The organism is Prochlorococcus marinus XMU1419, from assembly GCF_017695955.1.
In the GTDB taxonomy this organism is placed as follows: Bacteria; Cyanobacteriota; Cyanobacteriia; order PCC-6307; family Cyanobiaceae; genus Prochlorococcus_A; species Prochlorococcus_A marinus_AD.
This window is the reverse complement of sequence record NZ_JAAORO010000001.1, coordinates 254359-275010: the sequence shown is the minus strand read 5'-3', so window position 1 is coordinate 275010 and position 20652 is coordinate 254359. Positions and strand designations below refer to the sequence as shown.

Here is a 20652-nt window from a genome sequence, read left to right as displayed (position 1 = left end):
TTTAGAATTCATTTATTGCATTTAAAGCCATAGCTGCGATTGCTTTATCTGTAGCTTTTGGCAGTTGGACATATTTCCCTTTAGCTGCCTCTGCTAATTCTTTACCAAAGCCACTTGCAATAAATTTTCTCTCTGTATCAATAACTAAGAGTTTTATCCCAAGCATGGGATATTTTGCAGCGATATCAAGAACCTCCTGCTTTAAATTGTTATTAACATTATCTTTCTCTTCAACTTCGCTTTGTCCTAAAGATAACCCTAATGGTACATTGCCTCTTCCATCAGTAATTCCTACAACAATAACCTGACCTATATCTCCTGTAGAGAGAGCATTTTTTGCTACTTTCGCTGATTGTGTTAGTCCATGAGCTAAAGGCGATCCGCCTCCGCAAGGCATCGTTTCTAGTCGTCTTTTCGCAGCAGTTATAGATCTTGTTGGAGGTAAAAGAACTTCAGCCTGATTACCTCTAAAAGGAATAAGGGCTACTTCGTCTCTATTTTCATATGCCTCTGTCAAAAGTCTTATTACTGCACCTTTAGCACTTTGCATCCGATTCAGAGCCATAGATCCACTCGCATCAACCAGAAAAATCACTAAAGCTCCAGCTTTCTTTTGAAGAAGCTTTGCCCTAAAATCATTTTCTTCAATAATTATTGATTTATCAGGATTTCTTAATCTCCTTGATTTTTGATAAGGTGCGGCAGCTCTAAGAGTTGCATCTACCGCAATTCTTTTTACTTTACCTCTTGGAATAATAGGTTTTACATATCTCCCTCTACTATCACTAAATATCACTGATCTACTTCCACTATTTCCAGCTTTAGCTTTGGCTGATGAAAAAATAAGTAAATCAGGATCAACTATGCATGCCTCAGGATCTAATATGAATTCCTCGGGTATTTCGGGAGTAGATTCTTCTTCTCCATCAGAATTATCTTGTTCTTGCTCTTGATTATCATCATTTTCATTAGACTCAGGTTCAGAGTCTTCATTGTTAGATTGAGGGGGAGGTGGGGGACTCTGTTCCTCTGGTGGGGGTGGTTGAATATCATCATCTTCTGGAGGTATTTGCATTGCTCGTGGAAGAATAACTAACCGCACTGCAACTTTTAGGTCCTCAGAATTTACATTCTCATCGCCTCGAAGAGCTGCATTAGCCTTCGCTACTTTGACTGCAAATAATTCTGACCTATGCCCTTCTACTCCTCCTCTAAGAGCTTCATTCACTAAATAGGTTATTTGCTCTTTTGTTATCTTCACATCTTTTAACCATTGCCTTGCCAAAATTAATTGAGTAGATAAATTATCGGATTCTTCCGACCATTTTTCTGAAAATTTAATATTATTTTCTGCGTGTGATAATACAGATTTCGTAATCTCAACTCTTTGAGCATTATCAATAGATTGATCTGCGGAAAGCACAATCGCAAAACGATCTAAGACATGATCTCTTAAAGCACCTTCTTCAGGATTATAAGTTGCTATTAAAAGTGACTTACAAGGATGAGAAAGGCTTAAACCATCTCTTTCAATATTATTTTTCTCTCTTCCTGTAGCTTCAAGAATTAAATTTACAATACCATCGTCCAATAAATTTATATCATCTACATAAAGAACACCTCTATGAGCCTCTGCCAAAATTCCAGGTTGAAAAACTTGTTCCCCCGTACTTAATGAAGCAGCAACGTCAATTGATCCAACAAGTCTGTCTTCAGTTATGCCAATAGGAACTTGAATAAATGGAGCCTCTCTTACTTTTTTCGGAATTTCTTCAATATGATTCAAATAATCACTTCCAATGACCTCCTCCAACAATTTATTAGTACTAAAATCCCATTCCTCTGGTTTATCTGGATCTAGGTTCCTACCAATAGGTCTTAATGAAGTTTCACTATTTTTCTCAATTAGCTTTTCAAGTATTAATTCATTATCTAATACCTCTATTGGAGGAAGTAAAGTATGTAAACCCCTTGCTAATACTGACTTACCAGTACCTCTTCCGCCAGCAATAATCACTCCCCCTAAACTGGGATCGACTGCTGCCAAGAGTAAAGATAATTTCAACAAGCTATGACCTGTAATTGCGGCCAAAGGGAAAGCTCTAAAAGAATCCTTTGACTTCATTAAATCTTTTATTTCACCTTTTTCTTTTAACTCGGGGTTCAAAATCACTTTAAAAATGCCTGATATAGAATTTATCCAATAACTTTGTTTTTTGTAGTGGAATTATCAAATCTTAATATCAAAAATGGACTATGTATATCCCTCGGAGCAAATATTGATAGTAAATTCGGAAGCCCTTTTGAGTCACTATTAATTTGCAAACCAAAAATAGAGGAAATAATAAATGAATGGGGAGATAGTTCCAACGAAAAAAAAGAAGAGAAAAGCAAATTTCATGCAAACTTTTTTTGGTCTTCAATTTATGAGACATTACCTCATGGTGTTGATAATGAGCAACCAAATTATTTAAATACTCTATTACTTATAAAAAGTAATTCTTTCCCTAAACCATCAAATAAAAACGCGAAATTACTTTTAAAAGAGCTAAAACAGTTAGAGAGATTTTTCGGACGAGAAGAGACGCCAAAAGGTAAGAAATGGCTATCAAGATGTCTCGATTTAGATATTCTTTGGTGGGAAGATTTTCATACCTTTGACGAGGAATTAACACTACCTCACCCTAGATTCATGAATCGAAATTTCGTTATTACTCCACTTTCTGAAATCTTAAGTAGAAGCCAAAAAATCACAAAGTTTGATGACCCAAAATGGTCTATTTATTAATTTACAAAACCAAAAAATAACTGTTAGGCTGTTTTTATTTAAAATTCATGGGCAACATAAACTTTTTAAAAAGATCCATTTTTAAAGAAAAAATATCTGAGTTAAAGTCAAAAAAATTTAGTTTCGAAATAAATAGAATTGAGCTTCCAAATGGACACGAAGGTGAATATGGATACATTAAGCATCCTGGAGCAGCATTAGCCGTACCTATTACAAAAAACAATAAAGTTATCATTCTTCGTCAATATAGATTTGCTGTTTCAAGGTATTTATTAGAATTTCCAGCAGGCACATTAGAAATAGGTGAAACACCTATTAATTCAATTAAAAGAGAAATACAAGAAGAAACTGGATTTAGTGCAAACAAATGGGATGAGCTAGGAACTCTTGTCCCTGCTCCTGGTTATGCAGATGAAGAAATTTATTTATTTTTAGCGCGTGATTTGAGCAAACTAAATTCCGAGGTTAAAGGAGATTTAGATGAAGATATAGAAGTATTAATTTTAGATCCGAACGAACTAGATAATCTTATTTCTAGTGGGGATGAGATTCTTGATGCAAAAACTGTAACAGCGTGGTTTAGAGCTAAACAATTTTTAGATAAATTATGAATAAACCAAGAATACTTTTTTGGCATAGAAAGGATTTAAGAATATTTGACAATAACGCTTTAATCAAAGCATTTTCATTATCGAATGCTATTACTTCAACTTACATATTTGATAAAAATTACCCACACGATTTCAATGCAAGTTCAAGAGCTTGGTTTCTAGGAAATTCGCTTCAAGAATTAGGAAATAATTGGAAAAAAATGGGTAGTAGATTAATCATGGAAGAAGGAGATCCTGTATTAAAAATTCCTCAATTAGCAAAGAGAATAGATGCTAAATTTGTTTTTTGGAATAGATCAATTGAACCTTATGAGATTAATCGAGATTTACAAATAAAAAATTTTTTAAAAGAACAAAATATTCAAGTTATTGAAACTTGGGATCACTTACTAGTAGAACCTTTAAAAATATTTTCCGGAAATAATAAACCTTATTCAGTTTATGGGCCTTTTTATAAAAACCTTAAATCAAAAATGAATTTATTAGGTCCATATAAACAAGATAAAGTGTTTTTCCAGTTTAAAGATATAGATAATAAACTCACAGAAAATAAGACAATAAATTCATCTGATTCGGTTCTAGAGAAATTTATCAAAAATATCAAATTTCCTGGTTCGAATATTTGTCCATGTAGACCTGGAGAGAATGCTGCAGAAACATTATTAGAAAACTTCATTAACGAAAAAAAAATATATTCTTATAATTCTGCACGAGATTTCCCTTCCCATAATGGGACATCTTTTCTAAGTGCATCTCTCAGATTCGGCACCATTAGCATTAGAAAAATTTGGAACGCCACATTAAATTTAAATTCAGATTTTGCAAATCAAGGAAATTATCTATCAATTGAAACTTGGCAAAAAGAACTTGTTTGGCGTGAATTTTATCAACATTGCTTATTCCATTTCCCAGAGCTAGAGAAAGGTCCATATAGAAAAAAATGGGATCACTTTCCATGGCAAAACAATAATGAATGGTTTCAGCATTGGAGCAACGGAGAGACCGGAGTACCTATAGTTGATGCTGCAATGCGTCAACTAAATAGTACTGGCTGGATGCATAACAGATGTAGGATGATAGTCGCTTCATTTCTGGTAAAAGATCTTATATGCAATTGGCAAATGGGCGAGAAAAAATTTATGGACACTTTGGTTGATGGAGACTTAGCAGCAAATAATGGGGGATGGCAGTGGAGCGCCAGTAGCGGTATGGATCCAAAGCCACTAAGAATTTTCAATCCATATACCCAAGCAAAAAAATTTGATCCTATTTGCGAATATATAAAATATTGGATTCCTGAATTATCTAAAGTGTCAAATTCAGAATTATTAAATGGAGAGATATCTAATTTAGAAAAAAATAATTATTCAATCCCTATTGTTAATCACAACATACAACAAAGATTATTTAAATCACTTTATGCTGAAATTTGAATTTAATATATACAATTGTTTAAAACTTGAAAAAACTAACTATTTATTTCATAGCCAATTTCTTGGTACTTCCTATTCATTAAATTAAATGAAGGTATCCGCATAATGAATAATATTAAATCTAACCCATATTTCTATAGGTAGAAAAAAATTTTAAATCAATTAAACCAACTCGGTTCTTTACCTGGACTCCATTTAATATTGCAACCTAAAGACGGCATCTGATTTGAAGGATAAGAATTATCTTGATTCAAATCTCTTACAGCAGAGCGCAAATCTTCACCAGAAAGAGGTATATCATTACCTGGTCTACTATCATCTAATTGGCCATGATAATACAATGAAAAATTATTATCTCCTTGATTTGAAAAAAGATAAAAATCTGGGGTGCAAGCCGCTTTTAACTCCTTAGCAAAATTTTGATTTTCATCATATAGATAAGGAAAACTCCATCCCTGCGTTTGTGCTTGTAATCTCAAATTTTTAGGAGAATCTGAAGGATGAGTGACAATATCATTACTTGAAATTGCAACTGTTTGAACTGTATTTTTAATTTCTTTACTTAAGGTGAAAATTTGATTCTCAATATATTTAACAAATGGGCAATGGGCACAAATAAACATTAAAAGTAAATGCCGATTATCTAGATTATGAGAATTAAAATATTCATTTTTTGAAGAATTAGCATTTAACATTTCGAAATTCGGCAATTGAAAACCTAATTCCAAAACCATAGAATTTGTTCTGACCATATTTAAATTAAATATTTCTTATATTTGAAAATTATTGTATATTTTGCAGTAATCCGTAAAGATAGGTACTTTTATATAGGAGAATAATAGAAATAATAAACAAAATGCTTCTAAATCTAACTGGCAAAAAAATTCTTGTTACGGGAATTGCCAACAATCGTTCAATAGCATGGGGTATAGCTCAACAACTTTCAAAAGCTGGCGCAGAACTTGGAATCACATATTTGCCTGATGATAAGGGAAGATTCGAGTCTAAAGTTAGAGAACTAACTGAACCTTTAAATCCATCGTTATTTTTGCCTCTTGATGTTCAAAATCCAGCTCAAATTGAAGAAATCTTTAAAAATATAAAAGAAAATTGGGGGCAAATTGACGGATTAGTTCACTGCCTAGCATTTGCAGGACGCGATGAATTGATTGGAGATTATAGTGCTACCACTTCAGAGGGTTTTGATAGGGCTCTTAATATAAGTGCGTATTCGTTAGCACCTTTATGTAAAGCAGCAAAACCACTTTTTAGTGATGGTGCTGGAGTTGTCTCATTAACTTATTTAGGTTCAGAAAGGGCGATTCCCAACTATAACGTGATGGGAGTTGCTAAAGCAGCTTTAGAAGCTTCAGTAAGATATCTTTCTGCAGAACTTGGTCCCGAAAAACAAGTCAGAGTTAACGCAATAAGTGCTGGTCCTATAAGAACACTTGCGAGTTCTGCTATAGGTGGCATTTTAGATATGATTCACAATGTTGAAGAAAAGGCTCCTTTACGCAGAACAGTCACTCAAACAGAAGTAGGTAATACAGCTGCTTTTTTATTAAGTGATCTCTCTAGCGGCATTTCAGGCCAAACAATTTATGTTGATGCGGGTTACTGCATTAATGGAATGTAAACTAAGTTTTTTGCATAAAAATGTCATCTCTAAGGCAATCTGAAATAAAAAGAAAAACGAATGAAACAGATATTTCTGTATTGATAAACTTAGATGGAAATGGAATTTCTGAGATTGATACCGGGATACCATTCTTAGATCATATGCTTCATCAAATATCCAGTCATGGTTTGTTCGATTTAAAAATAAAAGCAATTGGAGATACCCATATTGATGATCATCATACAAATGAAGATGTTGGAATCGCATTAGGCAAAGCATTTTCAAAAGCCTTGGGAGAAAGAAAAGGGATAAGCAGATTTGGACATTTCTTTGCCCCATTAGATGAAGCATTAGTTCAAGTCACTTTAGACTGCTCTGGTAGACCGCATCTTTCTTATGATCTTCAATTAAAAGCCCCTAGAATAGGAAATTATGATACTGAACTAGTAAGAGAGTTTTTTATTGCCTTTGTAAATAACAGCGGTATTACTCTACATATTAATCAAATAAGAGGAAGTAATTCACATCACATAGTTGAGGCGTGCTTTAAAGCTTTTTCAAGAGCAATGAGAATGGCTACCGAGATAGATCCAAGAAGATCTGATTCAATTCCAAGCAGTAAAGGAATGTTAGAAAAACAATAAAATAGGAATTTTTTCGAATCAGCCACAATTCAGGTGATTTTTGGCGAAGATAGATAAAGTGATTGTTTTATTGTGACTAATTTACAAGATAAAAAAATTGATAAATTTAATATTTTTAAAAAAGAAGATTGGTCAAGTGCTTATCAAAATGTAGAAAAGGAGCTAACTAAAGAGCCTCTAAAAATTAGCAAAGGTTATAATATTAAAAATTTAAATGGAACATTATTAAGAAATGGACCAGGAATATTAGAGAGAGGTGGACAATGGGTTCATCATCCATTTGATGGTGATGGGATGATAACATCCATAAAATTCGAAAATGGTCAGCCATTCTTAACAAATAGATTTGTTAAAACTAAAGGCTATTTGGAAGAAGAAAAAATAGATAAATTTATTTATAGAGGTGTTTTTGGAACACAAAAAAATGGAGGGATTTTAAATAATGCATTAGATCTAAAATTCAAGAATATCGCTAATACACATGTCATTAAATTAGGAGATGAAATTCTCGCGTTATGGGAAGCAGCAGGTCCACATGCAATAGATCCTGATAGTCTTGAAACTATTGGTTTAACAACATTAAAAGGAGTACTCAAGCCTAACGAAGCATTCAGTGCTCATCCCAAAACAGACCTAAACTCAAATGCATCTCCAGAACTAGTAGTCACTTTTGGAGTACAAACCGGGCCAAAAAGTACCATTAGATTAATGGAATTTGATAATGCTGGTAAAAATTCTGGAGAGCTCATTTTTGACAGAAAAGATACCTTTAATGGCTTTGCATTCCTTCATGATTTCGCAATTACAACTAATTGGGCAATATTTTTACAGAATGCTATTGATTTCAATCCTCTTCCATTTGTAATGGGTCAAAGAGGAGCTGCACAATGTCTAAAGTCAAACCCAAATAAAAAGGCAAAGTTTTTTATCATCCCCAGAGAAAGTGGATTATTTAGAGGACAGCCTCCTTTAACAATAGATGCTCCAGAAGGATTCGTTTTTCATCATGTAAACGCATTTGAAAAAGATTCCAAAATCGTATTAGATAGTATTTTTTATGATGATTTCCCATCAGTTGGTCCAGACGAGAATTTTAGGGATATTGACTTTGATAAATATCCAGAAGGAAAACTGAAAAGATCAATTATCGATCTAAAGACAAAAACTTGTGAACTTGAAACTTTCAGTGAACAATGTTGTGAATTTGCTGTTATTAATCCTAAAAACTTAGGATTAAAAGCAACTTTTAGTTGGATGGCAAGCACATCTCAAAAGCTGGGGAACGCTCCACTTCAAGCAATAAAAAAAATAAATTTAACTTCTAAGGAAGAGATTTTTTGGTCAGCAGGTCCAAGTGGATTTGTTAGTGAACCAATTATGGTTCCATTAGAAAACTCTTCAAAAGAAGATGAGGGATTTTTATTTATAATTCTATGGAACGGAGAAAGAAGAGGAAGTGATTTAGTGATATTAGATGCAAAAGACTTAAATGAATTAGCTGTTTATGAATTACCCATTTCAATTCCTCATGGCCTTCATGGATCTTGGGTTAATTGAATTTAAGAAAAAATTTCAATTAAATCTGGAATAATTTTTTTTAATGCTTTACCTCTATGACTACAAGAATCTTTAATATCACTATTCATTTCTGCGAAAGTTAATCTGGTAGAAATCTCCTCAAAAATTGGGTCATACCCAAAACCACTTTTTCCTCTGGGGTTTAAAATAATATTGCCATGACATTTGGCCTCAGATTCAATAATCACTTCACCATTTGGGGAACAAACACAAATATTAGCAATAAAGAAAGCACTTCTATTTTGAACTCCATCAAGTTCTCTTAAAACTCGTTCAATTCTTTTCTTATCACTTTCTGCATATCTAGATGAGTAAATGCCAGGCTTACCACCTAGTGCTTCAATACAAATTCCTGAATCATCTGCTATTGAAAAATTATTCGTTTTTCTCGAAACTTCACTCGCTTTTTTAATTGCATTATCTCTAAATGTCAGTCCATCCTCTTCAACTTCTAATGATTCTGGTTGGAGTAACAATTTACAATTAACTTCAGCAAGCAATTTCTTATATTCTTCAATTTTACCTTTATTCTTACTGGCTAAAAGTAAATTTTTCATCCTTATTTTCCTGCCAAATTTATAAATTCTTGACCCCACTCTAATACCTCAATTAGATAAGATTCTTTTGGTGCTTCACAATATAACCTTAAAAGAGGTTCCGTTCCTGAAAACCTAAAAAGAAGCCAAAAATTTTTATCAATTCTCAACTTTATTCCATCGATCTTTGAGATACTTTTTAACTTGTGATTATTAATATTATCAGGAATATTATCTATGATAAATTCTTTTACGTAGTTTTTTTCTGACTGATTTGGAAATTTAATATCAATTCTTTTATAAAAACTTGGCCCAAAATCTTCTTGAATTTCATCTAAGGTTTCATATAAATATTGAGATTTTTCAGCAATTCCATTTAATAAAACCATCGCTGCATATAGAGCATCTCTTTCGGGCATAAAGTCACCAAAACCAACTCCCCCAGATTCCTCTCCTCCAATAAATATTTTTTCTTTAATCATTTTTTCAGCAATATATTTAAAGCCAACTGGAAGTTCAAAAACATCTCTATTTTGACTCTCTGATATATTTTTAATAATATCTGAACCACTAACAGTCTTTAAAACTGGATAAGAATTCTTTTTAATTTCCCCCAAATAGCTAATAAAGTATGGGAGTAAATCTTGAGTACTAGAGTATCTTCCTTTTTCATCAATTGCCGCAATTCTATCACCATCACCATCAAATATAATTCCTAAAGTTTTCACTTCATTTGTTGAATTTTTCATTAGTGTTTGTTTTAGATCATCTGCATAATTCAAAAGAGGTTCAGGAGGTTTTCCTCCAAAAAAAGGATCAGCATCTTTCCTGATTTCTGAAATAACTTCTAAATCATTAGAAGCAAAAATCTCAGCCATACAATTTGCAGCTGAACCATGCATAGAATCTACAAAAATTCTCAATTTCATTTTTTTCAATCTCTTGGAAATATAGTCAATATCAAAAAGGGATTTAATTCTATCTAAATGAAATTTCTTAATATCTACCAATTGATTAATACCATCTATTTTTTCAATTGAATTTCCAAGCATTAATCTTTTTTCAACTTCACTTGTAAAAGATTCGTCAACAGAACATCCATTAAAGCTCTTTATTTTTAGGCCTAGCCAATTATATGGATTATGACTTGCTGTAATTACTAACGCTCCAAGACAACCGACTTCTTTGGCATAGAAACTACAAGATGGTGTTGTAACAAATCTATCAGATAAGATTGGTTCAAAACCACATCCTCTTACAAAAGGTACTATTTGCTTGGCAAATTCACAAGCCATAAATCTACGATCATATCCAATAATTATTTTCTTTGAATTAACTTCTTTATAGTATTGATAATCCAACTCCTGGCATGCAGCTACAACAACTCTTGAGAGATTGGACAGGTTAAAGTCAAAACCAATAATTCCTCTCCAACCATCAGTTCCAAATTTTATCTTTTCAAATTTATCAGCACTCAAATTTCAAATTTCCTTGATTTCTTTTAATTATCTATACTAATTTATATGAGTAAATTTTAAAACCGCCCTTAAACAATAATTTGAATTCTCTTCATTTAAAAAGTTTTACAAGATGCAAAAGAAAAGCATGGCTCGATTTTAAGGGTAAAAAATCTTATGAAGTTTGGTCTCCCCATAAAGCTATAGATAAAATTAATCAGTTTCAAATTTTCTCTGAATTTTGTAATGGTGAAATATATACAGGATTAAAAGCCTGTGAAAATGGTTATCAGGGGGTAATTGGATTAAAAATCAAAGGTAATCTTTTTCAAAATATTAACGCAGAGATACGTCCACAATTACTCGTAAAGACTAAAGGTAAAAGTAAATGGGGACAATATAAATATTTACCTGCTGTTTATAAGTTAGGCCACAAAACAACTAAAGAACATTTATTCGACTTAGCTTTTTGCTCTATGCTGTTGGAATCTTTTCAAGAATCTAAAATTGAGAAAGGATTAGTAATTTCCACTTTTTATAAAAAAGTTAAAGTTGAAGAAATTTATATAAATAAAAAATTAAGAAAAAAAGTTTTAAATGTTTTATTAAATTTGAATGAATGCTTGGAGGGATCTATACCAGAAATAACTCAAGATAGAAAAAAATGTACTATTTGTTCCTGGCAAAAATTTTGTGACAAAGAAGCAAAAGAAAATGGATACCTAACAGATATAGATGGAATAGGTTCCAAAACAGCCTCGTTACTCATAACAAATGGAATATCTGATACCCAAACATTAGCTTTGTATAACGAAAAACAACTTGGAGAGAAATTATCTAAATTCAACGATCAAAAGTATGAAAAAGCCTCCTTATTTGTAAAGCAAGCAAAAGCATATATTTCTGGAGAACCATATTTCATTTCTAATAAAAATAATACGCATGATCTATTAGAAAAAATATGTTCTGGCTTTTATATATTTGATATTGAGTCAAATCCAGATGAAAAGCATGATTTTTTATATGGATTTTTAAAAGTAAATAATTTGTCTATAAAAAAAGAAGATCTTGTTTATGAACCAATCTTAAATCTTAAAAAGAATAAAGGAGAATCTTACAGGAAAATTATTGAAATACTTTTTTCAAACAAGGAATGGCCAGTTTTGCATTACGGAGAAACTGAAAAAATATCAATAATTAATATTGCGAAAGAACTAAATTTTAGTTTCGAAGAAATAGATTCACTTTCCTCCAGATTTATTGACTTACATTACTTAATAAGAAAGTCCTGGATATTGCCACTAAAAAACTATGGCTTAAAAACTGTCTCTAATTGGCTTGGATTTGAATGGGTGCAAAAAAATGTAAGTGGCTCGAAAGCACTTTATTGGTGGATTCAATATCAAATTACAGAAAACCAAATATTTTTAAAGAAAATAATCCAATATAACAAAGATGATTGTTTTGCTACTCTACAAATTGCAGAATATTTAATCAAAAATCGATTAAAGAAAAATTGATCCTACAGATTTTTTTATACTAATTTTTCCAAAAATTTCTGAAAAAAAATAACTTTCTTCCTCTAAATATTTTCTTTTTATCATAGCTAAACCTTTTATTTGACGATCTGATTTAAAAAATCTAGTGATTTTGCCTACAGAAATATCCTTGGCAGAATTTATATATAAATTTTTATCTTCTAATTCTAAATTCAAATTAGATTCAATTGATTTCCAAATTCTTATTTCCTGTTTTAAAGAAGAAACATTTTTTATTTTTGACATTGTTTCTTGTCCTAAATAACAACCTTTATTAAAATCTATAAGATCTTGTAATCCAAGCTCAAGAGGATTATTTTTTCCGTTTATTTCCATTTCTAATGAGGGTATTGCCTGATTAATCTTCCAAAGTTTTAAATCATTGGGATTTAGTAAATTTAGTTTATTTTTATATATTTCAAATTCTTTATCTTCTGTTTTGAAGAAAATAGGCTGGTAAGTTCTCCATGAACTAGTTTCATCAATTTCTTGAATTCTATTTATCAAGGAAGGTTTACTCAGAATTACATCGTCCGCTGGAAAAATAATTTGATTAAAATAATCAATTATTTCTTTTGTGTTACCCGCCAAGATAATTACTTCTAAGTTTGTTTCTAAAAAAATAATTTCAATTAATGACCTTAGAACGCCATTTGGAGTTAACCAACAAGTTTTGATAACTTTATTTTCTGAATTAAGAATATTACCTGTTGTTATTCCATTCAAAAATTTTCTGGCATCTTTTCCAGAAATTGAAAAACAATCGAATTTTTCAAGCCAAAACTTTTTTGTTATATCTTGCATTTTAAATAATTATAAAAAATCTTTTATTGTAAAAAGACTCTTTAATTTAACATTTTCATCTTCAAGGGCTTCTAATCCCCCTTCTTGCCTATCAACTATAGACAAAACTTCCTCAACAACATAATTATTTTCTCGTAATTTTTTTATAGCTTTTATTACTGAACCAGCAGTTGTAACAACATCCTCTAAAACAGTTACCAAGGTTCCTTCTTCTAATGTAGGGCCCTCTATTCCAGCTTTGGTACCGTATTTTTTGATTTCTTTACGAATTATTAAACCATCAAGGTCTTGGCCATGCAAAGCTGCTTTGAGAATTAATCCACTTACTATGGGGTCTGCACCTAATGTCAATCCTGCTACAGCTTTTGACCTTGTGTCCTTTAACTCTAAAAATAAATCACTTATTAAGTTTAAGCCTTCGCCATTTAATGACACTGGTTTACAGTTCAAGTAATGACTGCTTTTTTTTCCTGAAGATAAAGTGAAGTTTCCTTTCTTGTAAGATTTTTCAACTAACTGTTTTAACAATTTTGCTTTATTTAAATCATACTTATCCGAAAATTTGCCCATTAGTAAAAATTAAATTTATATTTAAAGATTAGAAGAAAAAAAAGAAATCTCACAAAAACTTCCTTATGAGGTATTTTTTGAAATATTATTTTTATATTGTATATTGAAATTCAATGTAATTAAAATTACATAAGTTCCCTTGGGGGTGTAGCAATCTGGTGAATGCACCAAACTCATAATTTGGCTAAGGCGAGTTCGATCCTCGCCACCCCCATTATTCATTTGTCATTGAATGAAAATAACTCTACTTTTATTTCTTTTATTTTTACCAGCTTTTTTCGCAGCGAGTGAACTCTCTTTTTTATTAATAAGACCAAGTAAAGTTTTAAGGTTAATAGAAGAAAAAAAGAAAGGAGCATTTTCAATTTTAAAAATTCAAAAACGCTTTAGATCTTCATTAATTGCTTCTCAATTTGGAGTAACAATTTCATTAATTGCAATTGGATGGCTCAGCAATAACCTGGCTAATGATTATTGGAAAAGCAATATTTTATCAAATAGATTTTATGATCTTCTATTATTTTTATTTGTTGTTTTAGTTGTTACTCTTGTTTCTGGACTAATTCCAAAAGCTTTAGTAATTAACAATCCAGAATCTGCTGCATTAAGGTTAACCACGATATTTGATGCTGTAAGAAAAGCTATGAATCCTATAGTGAAAACAATAGAATTCTTTGCTAGCGCCTGTTTAGGCTTGTTTAATTTAAATAACAAATGGGATTCTTTAAACTCAGGTTTATCTGCTGGAGAATTAGAAACTCTTATAGAAACAGATAACGTAACAGGTTTAAAACCAGATGAGAAGAATATTCTTGAAGGAGTTTTTGCTTTAAAAGATACACAGGTTAAAGAAGTGATGATTCCAAGATCTGAAATGGTAACTTTGCCAAAAAATATAACCTTTTCAGAACTCATGAAACAAGTAGATAAAACTCGACATGCTCGCTTCTTTGTGATTGGTGAATCTTTAGATGATGTATTAGGTGTATTAGATTTGCGTTATCTTGCTAAGCCAATATCAAAAGGTGAAATGGGAGCCGATACATTATTAAAGCCATTCCTTTTACCAGTAACAAAAATAATAGAAACATGTTCACTAGCAGAAATATTTCCAATAGTAAGAGACTACAATCCTTTCTTACTAGTAGTTGATGAACATGGTGGAACAGAGGGACTCATAACTGCAGCTGATCTAAATGGCGAAATAGTTGGAGAGGAAATGCTCAATAATAGAATTTATTCAGATATGAGAATGTTAGATAATTTCTCTAAAAAATGGTCAATAGCTGGAAAATCGGAAATTATTGAAATCAATAAAAAGATAGGATGTTCAATTCCGGAAGGTACTGATTATCATACCCTTGCTGGATTTATGTTAGAAAAATTTCAAATGGTACCAAAAATTGGTGACGTTCTAGATTTCAATAATATTAAATTTGAAGTTATTTCTATGTCAGGTCCAAAAATTGATCGTGTTAAAATAATCCTTCCTAAAAGCTAAATGTGACTCCCCATAGAGGATAATGATAATAAATATATGGATTTATAATTATGCAGCCAACCTCATCGCCGGTAAAGGTTGGAGTCATAGGTATAGGGAATATGGGCTGGCATCATGCTCGAGTACTAAGTTTACTCAAAGATGCAAATCTCATTGGAGTCGCAGATCCAAATGAAGAGAGAGGCAAATTAGCTATTGAGCAATTTCAATGTGAATGGTTCAAGGATTATAAGGACCTAATTCCAAAAGTTGATGCTATCTGTATCGCTGTCCCTACACTACTTCATCAAAAAGTAGGACTAGATTGTTTAAAGGGAGGCACTAACGTTCTAATTGAAAAACCAATTGCAGCAAATGAGTTGGAAGCAAAATCTTTAATAGAGGCGGCTAATGCAAGTAACTGTCTATTACAAGTTGGGCATATTGAAAGATTTAATCCTGCTTTTAGAGAATTAAATAAAATAGTAAATAATGAAGAAATTGTTGTTTTAGAAGCAAGGAGGCACAGTCCTCATGCAGATAGAGCAAATGATGTTTCTGTAGTAATGGATTTAATGATTCATGACATTGATCTTATTTTAGAGCTTGTAAACTCAAAAATACAAAAATTAGCAGCCGTTGGAGGAAGAAATAGCGAAGGATTAATAGATTATGTCAATGCTACTTTAGTTTTTCAAAATAATGTTATTGCAAGCTTAACTGCCAGCAAAATGAGTCACAAAAAAATTAGAAATCTTAGTGCTCACTGCCAAAATGCCCTAGTAGAAACTGATTTCTTAAATCACTCTTTACAAATCCATCGAAAGTCTCATGAATCATACACAGCAGAGCATGGAGAATTAGTTTATAGAAATGATGGATATGTAGAAGAAGTTAGCACAACTTCCATTGAACCTCTTTATGCAGAACTAGAGCATTTTCTAAAATGCGTTCGGGGCAAAGAAATACCTGAGGTGGATGGTGAGCAAGCCTCAAGAGCATTAAAAATTGCTGATTTTATAGAGAGTGCTGTAGATAATTCTGGAGATGCGATTTTACTTGAAAATCCCTTCTAATAAAAACAATCTAAATTAAAATATATTTATTTAAATCCAACTGCAGCTTGCCAAACAAATACCAATAAAAAGAAAAATAAAGGAATAAGTGGAAGTACATCAACAGTTGGAGCAAAGGCCTTGTAAGCCTCGGGCAATTCAGCGAATGTATTTAATAGAATGAGCACCTTTTTTGATAATTTAATTAATTATGTAAAACGTTACCACGTATAGTGAGCAATAGAGGATGTTTTCCAAGGAGCGAAATCATTTGTAAAACAATTATCTCTAATTGCAGTAGAAATTGCATTTGTAAATCTTATTAAGTGAGCAATATTATGCAAACTTATGAGGGTTAAGCCTAATATTTCGTCATTTCTAATTAGATGGTGCAAATATGCTCGAGAATAGGACTTACATGTCTCACATTTACAAGTTTTGTCAATTGGAGAAAAGTCATTTTTAAATCGAGCATTTCGCAAATTCAATCTTTCATCATTAAAAAATGCAGTCCCATGTCTTCCTAGTCTTGTAGGCAAAACACAGTCAAAAATATCGAATCCATTTGCAACAGCAAAAGAAATTTCTCTTAAAGAGCCAATTCCCATTAAATATCTTGGTTTATTTACTGGTAAGAATTTCGGGACGTAATTAATTACACTATGTATTTCTTCGACCGCCTCGCCAACACTTACACCTCCCACTGCTATTCCAGGCAGATCAAAAGAACTTGTATATTTTGCGCTATATTCTCTAAATCTCGGATACTTACCACCTTGAACTATCCCGAATAATGCTTGATTAGATTTCTGATGAGTTTCGACACATTTTTGCAACCATGAATGAGTTCTTTGTAAAGAGTCCTCAATATCATTTTCGTTAGCTGTATGCGGAGGACAATGATCAAAAGCCATCGCAACATCCGATCCAAGATCCATTTGAATCTGCATTACTTTTTCAGGTGATAAAAATACATGACTACCATCTCTTGGATTTTTAAATTCCACTCCTTTATCAGAAATATTATTTAACTTAGCCAAACTAAAAACTTGATATCCTCCTGAATCAGTAAGAATAGGCTTAGTCCAATTCATGAACTTATGTATTCCGCCAGATTTTTTAATTAATTTTTCTCCAGGTTGTAAATGAAGATGAAAGGTATTTGAGAGAATCATTTCTGATCCTGTAGAGGTTAACTGCTTGGATGAAATTCCTTTAACCGTTGCCAAAGTACCCACAGGCATAAATTTTGGTGTCTTCACCTCACCATTTGGTGTATGAAATATGCCAGTTCTTGCCATTGTATTACTGCAATTCGATGTAATTTCAAATTCAAACACGATAATTTATAAAATTTTTGATCCTTTTTCATTAATCTAACCTATTATTTAATATTGAATCTATTTTTATCTCATCAAAAAATATTTAATAAAAAATTTTGCAGGCTCTTGGATTTTCTATACGACATTTCCAAAGATACCTTTAATTAATCCCGAATTTAAAAATATTGCACAATTTGCACCGCCTTTAGGATTATTTATTGGAACAATACAGAGTTATATTTTTCTTTTTTTAAGAACAAACTCTTGGTCAATTTATGCATCTTCATTAATTTGTTTGGCTTCGGGATATTTAATTACTGGTGGTCTACACCTCGATGGTTTAATGGATACTTTCGATGGTATTTTTGCAGGTAAAAAGAGACGTTTAAAAGCCATGAAAGACAGTAAAGTTGGTTCCTTTGGCGTTCAAGCTTTAGTTTTTATAAGTTTAATTCAAATTGCTTGCATACTGAAAATTCAAAACCTAATAATTTTTGTTTTACCTATATGCTTATTTTGGGGAAGATTTTCAAATTTATTTTTTATAGAAAATTTTAAATATATTAGTCATAAGAAAAAATCTATTAGTCACAAAAAGTTTTGGAATGGATTTAAAAAAGAATCTTTGATCTCCATTATTTTCCTTTTAATTTTCATTGCATACCAATTTGTCTCAATTACATCCAAAGCAATATTAATTAAATTTTTAATTCTTATTTTGATTGGTATATTGCTAAGCTATTCCATCCCAAACATACTAGGTAATAAAATTGGAGGTTTCAATGGAGATGCCTGCGGTGCAAGTACTGTACTAGTTGAAACTGCAATGTTGTTTATGCATGCAATTCTTTTATAGGTAGTTCTAAATAGAAAATATTTTTCTTCTTAAGATTTTTTGATATCTCAGTATTATCAATCGAGTTATTTTCCAGCAATCTCAAATCTCCTCCAATTTGTTTTGCTAATTTCCTCGCCAAAAATAGTCCCACACCAGTGCCGTCCTTCTTTTTAGCGGCAGATCCTCTAAAACCTTTTTCAAAAATTTTCTCGTTTTCATTTTTGAATATTTTTTTACCATCATCAAATATACAAAGTCCATTACTCGTAATTGCAAGTCCAATTTCGGCATCTTTTTGAGCATATTTAAATGCATTTTCTAATAAATTGGCCACAATTTCAGCAATTACAGCATATTTTGCCTTTATTGGCGAAATAGTCCAATTTGGCCAAAGAGAAGGTTCAGTCCAATCTCTATTCTCTAAGTCCGCATTAGCTTTACCCCTTTCTAATATTGGCCTCAATAAACTTTGAACAGTTATTACCTTTTTATTATCTAAATTTGGTGGTAATAATAATCTTTCCTCTCCAATTCCCAGAGGAAGTTGAATGGGTGAATTTAATTGTGCAAAAGAATCCATATATTGATTAATTTGTTTTTGCTCTATTATCATGCGTTCGACTATTTCAATAGAATCATCATCTGAACCAAGTCTTTTTATTAGTAATTTTGCATATGTCCTAATAGCTGCCAATGGATTCCTTAATTGATGGATTATGACATTGACTTGATTTTTTAAATAATTGATTTCTTCATTTTTATTTTGACGTTCTAATTCGATAGAGACGCATTTAGCTAAAGATATTGAAAGCGCTTTTAACCTAGAATCAAGAGATACTGGCCAATTCCCCCCTTTCAAATCAGTTTCTACCCTTAGGACACCAAGTAGAATATCGTTTTCTTGAAGCGGGTACCATCTTCTATTAGGCGACGAAACTTTTAGTGAAGGATCATCTTCTATTGATGTAAGTAGCCTATCAATTTGCGGCCATTGACCAATCATCTCAAATGATGCTTTAGTTCCTTGCTTAGCTGAAGCAAGATACATCACTAAATTAGTCACTCCCATTGAGCAACCAAAACTCTCTAGCTGTTTTAATATTAATTCTTCAAATTTTTTTGAAAGATTCATAATTAATGAAATTTTGAGAAATTTTTTTAAAAAAAACTTGAAAAAGGGCTTGTAAAATATGAAAAAAGTATTAAGATATATAAAGAGGTCTGACTTTAGCCAGCCTTAAATATGATTATTTAATCATATATTAAGCTACATCAGAGGTTGATGGGTCCTCTATGTAATTTGAAGTGAATTTAAAATCACATATATAAGATTAGTAAAAATAAATAAGACTAATCTCATTAATAATTTCAGGAGTACCAATCAATGTCAAAAAAAAGAAAAAGAATCAGCAGAAGAAGATTGGCTGGCCAAAGAGTAATGGCACATGTACCTATTTATCATATCGAAACTGGCAAACATAAACCAGTTACAGCAGCAAGAAGATTCATAGCTGAAAATGAATTATCTGCTCCTTCAGTTTTTAACGTTCGAAGAAATGAACATACTACAGATAGGTTTTTCTGGGGTGAAAAAGGCCTATTTAGTGCCCAATATGCTGAAGAAAATCATTTTTTATTTCCATCATTAAAAGTTGTAGTTGAAGGAATTGGAGAAGAAAAAATATTTGAAGGTCTAGAACTTACTGCAGATGATTGGGAAGAGATTGAAGAATACGAATATGCTTTTGTTTAAAAAATATTACTTATATTTGAACTGATAAAGTCAATTAAATTGGAATCGATTTGATGAAATCCATCGAATTCTAATAATTCACATAATTCAGAAGACTTATTTTTCACTTTTTCATAAATAATCCTTGAAGCATCTATAGGCACAACGTCATCAAATAAACCATGACTAACAATTAATGGTGAGCATTTTTCTCCTGGGAACCAGTTGGGATGAGGATAACCACTACAAGCAACAATTAATCCAAAATTTAATTTAAATCCTGCATCAATTGCCATTGCCGCCCCCTGAGAGAACCCCAACAAAATTGTTTTTTTTAATGGAATCCGATCAGTATCAAATTTTTTTAATGTAACTAAAAGTTTATTCACCTCAACCTCAGCTTCATTCCAATCATGTGGATATAATCCATACCACTGTCTTCCCTGACCACTTGGATGTAATCCAGGAGCTCTTAAAGAAATTACCTCAAAATCAAGATATATTTTTTCTCTAATATCCTTTCCAAATCTTAAAAGGTCATCTGAATCGGCCCCCCAACCATGTAACAAAATAATTCTATGAGTTGCAGTTTGAGAGGTAATCGAGACAAATTCATGATCAATGTCGTATTTCATGTTTATATTC

The 20652-nt window shown here is 31.7% G+C and carries 21 protein-coding genes and 1 tRNA gene; 12 read left to right on the top strand and 10 right to left on the bottom strand.

Going from position 1 to position 20652, the window contains the following annotated elements; translation table 11 throughout:
* Nucleotide 1: 1 nt before the first annotated feature.
* Nucleotides 2–2173 (bottom strand): magnesium chelatase ATPase subunit D, encoded by a 2172-nt coding sequence (gene bchD / locus HA151_RS01475; RefSeq protein ID WP_209105789.1) that lies wholly within the window; start codon nt 2171–2173, stop codon nt 2–4.
* A 48-nt stretch (nt 2174–2221) separates the two neighbouring features.
* Between bchD and folK the strand changes: the two genes are divergently transcribed.
* Genes folK through HA151_RS01460 form a run of 3 tightly spaced genes read left to right on the top strand, consistent with a single transcriptional unit; the run spans nt 2222 to nt 4832 of the window.
* Nucleotides 2222–2788, top strand: coding sequence for a 2-amino-4-hydroxy-6-hydroxymethyldihydropteridine diphosphokinase (gene folK / locus HA151_RS01470; protein ID WP_209105788.1), 567 nt, complete (start codon nt 2222–2224; stop codon nt 2786–2788).
* 47 nt (nt 2789–2835) lie between these two features.
* On the top strand, nt 2836–3399 hold the full coding sequence (locus HA151_RS01465; RefSeq protein ID WP_209105787.1) for an NUDIX hydrolase: 564 nt from the start codon (nt 2836–2838) through the stop codon (nt 3397–3399).
* Nucleotides 3396–4832, top strand: coding sequence for a cryptochrome/photolyase family protein (locus HA151_RS01460; protein ID WP_209105786.1), 1437 nt, complete (start codon nt 3396–3398; stop codon nt 4830–4832). Before HA151_RS01465 ends, HA151_RS01460 begins: the two co-directional genes overlap by 4 nt.
* A 158-nt stretch (nt 4833–4990) precedes the next feature.
* On the opposite strand, the gene HA151_RS01455 is transcribed toward HA151_RS01460, so the two are convergent.
* A complete protein-coding gene (locus tag HA151_RS01455) occupies nt 4991–5584 on the bottom strand; it encodes a thioredoxin family protein (RefSeq protein WP_209105785.1) in 594 nt (197 codons plus the stop codon).
* A gap of 104 nt (nt 5585–5688) precedes the next feature.
* Here HA151_RS01455 and fabI point away from each other — a divergent pair, with 104 nt between their 5' ends.
* The 3 genes from fabI to HA151_RS01440 all read left to right on the top strand — a co-directional run bounded on the left by fabI (nt 5689) and on the right by HA151_RS01440 (nt 8654).
* Nucleotides 5689–6471: an enoyl-ACP reductase FabI gene (fabI, locus tag HA151_RS01450; protein WP_209105784.1), complete on the top strand. Its 783-nt coding sequence runs from the start codon at nt 5689–5691 to the stop codon at nt 6469–6471.
* A gap of 20 nt (nt 6472–6491) precedes the next feature.
* The gene (gene hisB, locus HA151_RS01445; RefSeq protein ID WP_032517399.1) at nt 6492–7097 is read left to right on the top strand and encodes an imidazoleglycerol-phosphate dehydratase HisB; all 606 of its coding nucleotides are present in this window, start codon (nt 6492–6494) and stop codon (nt 7095–7097) included.
* A gap of 72 nt (nt 7098–7169) precedes the next feature.
* A complete protein-coding gene (locus HA151_RS01440) occupies nt 7170–8654 on the top strand; it encodes a carotenoid oxygenase family protein (protein ID WP_209105783.1) in 1485 nt (494 codons plus the stop codon).
* Nucleotides 8655–8656: 2 nt separating this feature from the next.
* Here the strand turns inward: HA151_RS01440 and rdgB are convergent, their stop codons facing one another.
* A complete protein-coding gene (gene rdgB / locus HA151_RS01435) occupies nt 8657–9232 on the bottom strand; it encodes an RdgB/HAM1 family non-canonical purine NTP pyrophosphatase (protein ID WP_209105782.1) in 576 nt (191 codons plus the stop codon).
* A gap of 2 nt (nt 9233–9234) precedes the next feature.
* The gene (locus HA151_RS01430; protein ID WP_209105781.1) at nt 9235–10689 is read right to left on the bottom strand and encodes a phosphoglucomutase/phosphomannomutase family protein; all 1455 of its coding nucleotides are present in this window, start codon (nt 10687–10689) and stop codon (nt 9235–9237) included.
* An 80-nt stretch (nt 10690–10769) separates the two neighbouring features.
* Here HA151_RS01430 and HA151_RS01425 point away from each other — a divergent pair, with 80 nt between their 5' ends.
* Complete coding sequence (locus tag HA151_RS01425; protein ID WP_209105780.1) at nt 10770–12188, top strand: TM0106 family RecB-like putative nuclease; 1419 nt, start codon at nt 10770–10772, stop codon at nt 12186–12188.
* On the opposite strand, the gene HA151_RS01420 is transcribed toward HA151_RS01425, so the two are convergent.
* A complete protein-coding gene (locus tag HA151_RS01420; protein WP_209105779.1) occupies nt 12174–13010 on the bottom strand; it encodes a folate-binding protein YgfZ in 837 nt (278 codons plus the stop codon). The genes HA151_RS01425 and HA151_RS01420 overlap by 15 nt on opposite strands.
* A gap of 9 nt (nt 13011–13019) precedes the next feature.
* Nucleotides 13020–13580 (bottom strand): orotate phosphoribosyltransferase, encoded by a 561-nt coding sequence (gene pyrE, locus HA151_RS01415; RefSeq protein WP_209105778.1) that lies wholly within the window; start codon nt 13578–13580, stop codon nt 13020–13022.
* A 141-nt stretch (nt 13581–13721) separates the two neighbouring features.
* On the opposite strand from pyrE, the gene HA151_RS01410 reads away from it, so the two are divergent.
* From HA151_RS01410 to HA151_RS01400, 3 genes are all read left to right on the top strand, one after another.
* A tRNA-Ile gene (locus HA151_RS01410) sits at nt 13722–13794 on the top strand.
* A gap of 18 nt (nt 13795–13812) precedes the next feature.
* Nucleotides 13813–15081, top strand: a complete 1269-nt coding sequence (locus HA151_RS01405; protein WP_209105777.1) for a hemolysin family protein — start codon at nt 13813–13815, stop codon at nt 15079–15081.
* 50 nt (nt 15082–15131) lie between these two features.
* Nucleotides 15132–16136: a Gfo/Idh/MocA family protein gene (locus tag HA151_RS01400; RefSeq protein ID WP_209105776.1), complete on the top strand. Its 1005-nt coding sequence runs from the start codon at nt 15132–15134 to the stop codon at nt 16134–16136.
* A gap of 26 nt (nt 16137–16162) precedes the next feature.
* Here the strand turns inward: HA151_RS01400 and HA151_RS01395 are convergent, their stop codons facing one another.
* Nucleotides 16163–16303, bottom strand: coding sequence for a photosystem II reaction center protein K (locus HA151_RS01395; protein WP_002805418.1), 141 nt, complete (start codon nt 16301–16303; stop codon nt 16163–16165).
* A gap of 33 nt (nt 16304–16336) precedes the next feature.
* Nucleotides 16337–17455: a tRNA guanosine(34) transglycosylase Tgt gene (gene tgt / locus HA151_RS01390; RefSeq protein WP_209105775.1), complete on the bottom strand. Its 1119-nt coding sequence runs from the start codon at nt 17453–17455 to the stop codon at nt 16337–16339.
* A gap of 58 nt (nt 17456–17513) precedes the next feature.
* On the opposite strand from tgt, the gene HA151_RS01385 reads away from it, so the two are divergent.
* Complete coding sequence (locus HA151_RS01385) at nt 17514–18293, top strand: adenosylcobinamide-GDP ribazoletransferase (RefSeq protein WP_348535614.1); 780 nt, start codon at nt 17514–17516, stop codon at nt 18291–18293.
* Here the strand turns inward: HA151_RS01385 and HA151_RS01380 are convergent.
* The gene (locus HA151_RS01380) at nt 18271–19407 is read right to left on the bottom strand and encodes a sensor histidine kinase (protein WP_209105774.1); all 1137 of its coding nucleotides are present in this window, start codon (nt 19405–19407) and stop codon (nt 18271–18273) included. The genes HA151_RS01385 and HA151_RS01380 overlap by 23 nt on opposite strands.
* A 252-nt stretch (nt 19408–19659) precedes the next feature.
* Between HA151_RS01380 and HA151_RS01375 the strand changes: the two genes are divergently transcribed.
* On the top strand, nt 19660–20028 hold the full coding sequence (locus tag HA151_RS01375; protein WP_032524027.1) for a DUF3155 domain-containing protein: 369 nt from the start codon (nt 19660–19662) through the stop codon (nt 20026–20028).
* On the opposite strand, the gene HA151_RS01370 is transcribed toward HA151_RS01375, so the two are convergent.
* On the bottom strand, nt 20025–20642 hold the full coding sequence (locus HA151_RS01370) for an alpha/beta hydrolase (RefSeq protein ID WP_209105773.1): 618 nt from the start codon (nt 20640–20642) through the stop codon (nt 20025–20027). The genes HA151_RS01375 and HA151_RS01370 overlap by 4 nt on opposite strands.
* Between the last annotated feature and the right edge of the window lie 10 nt (nt 20643–20652).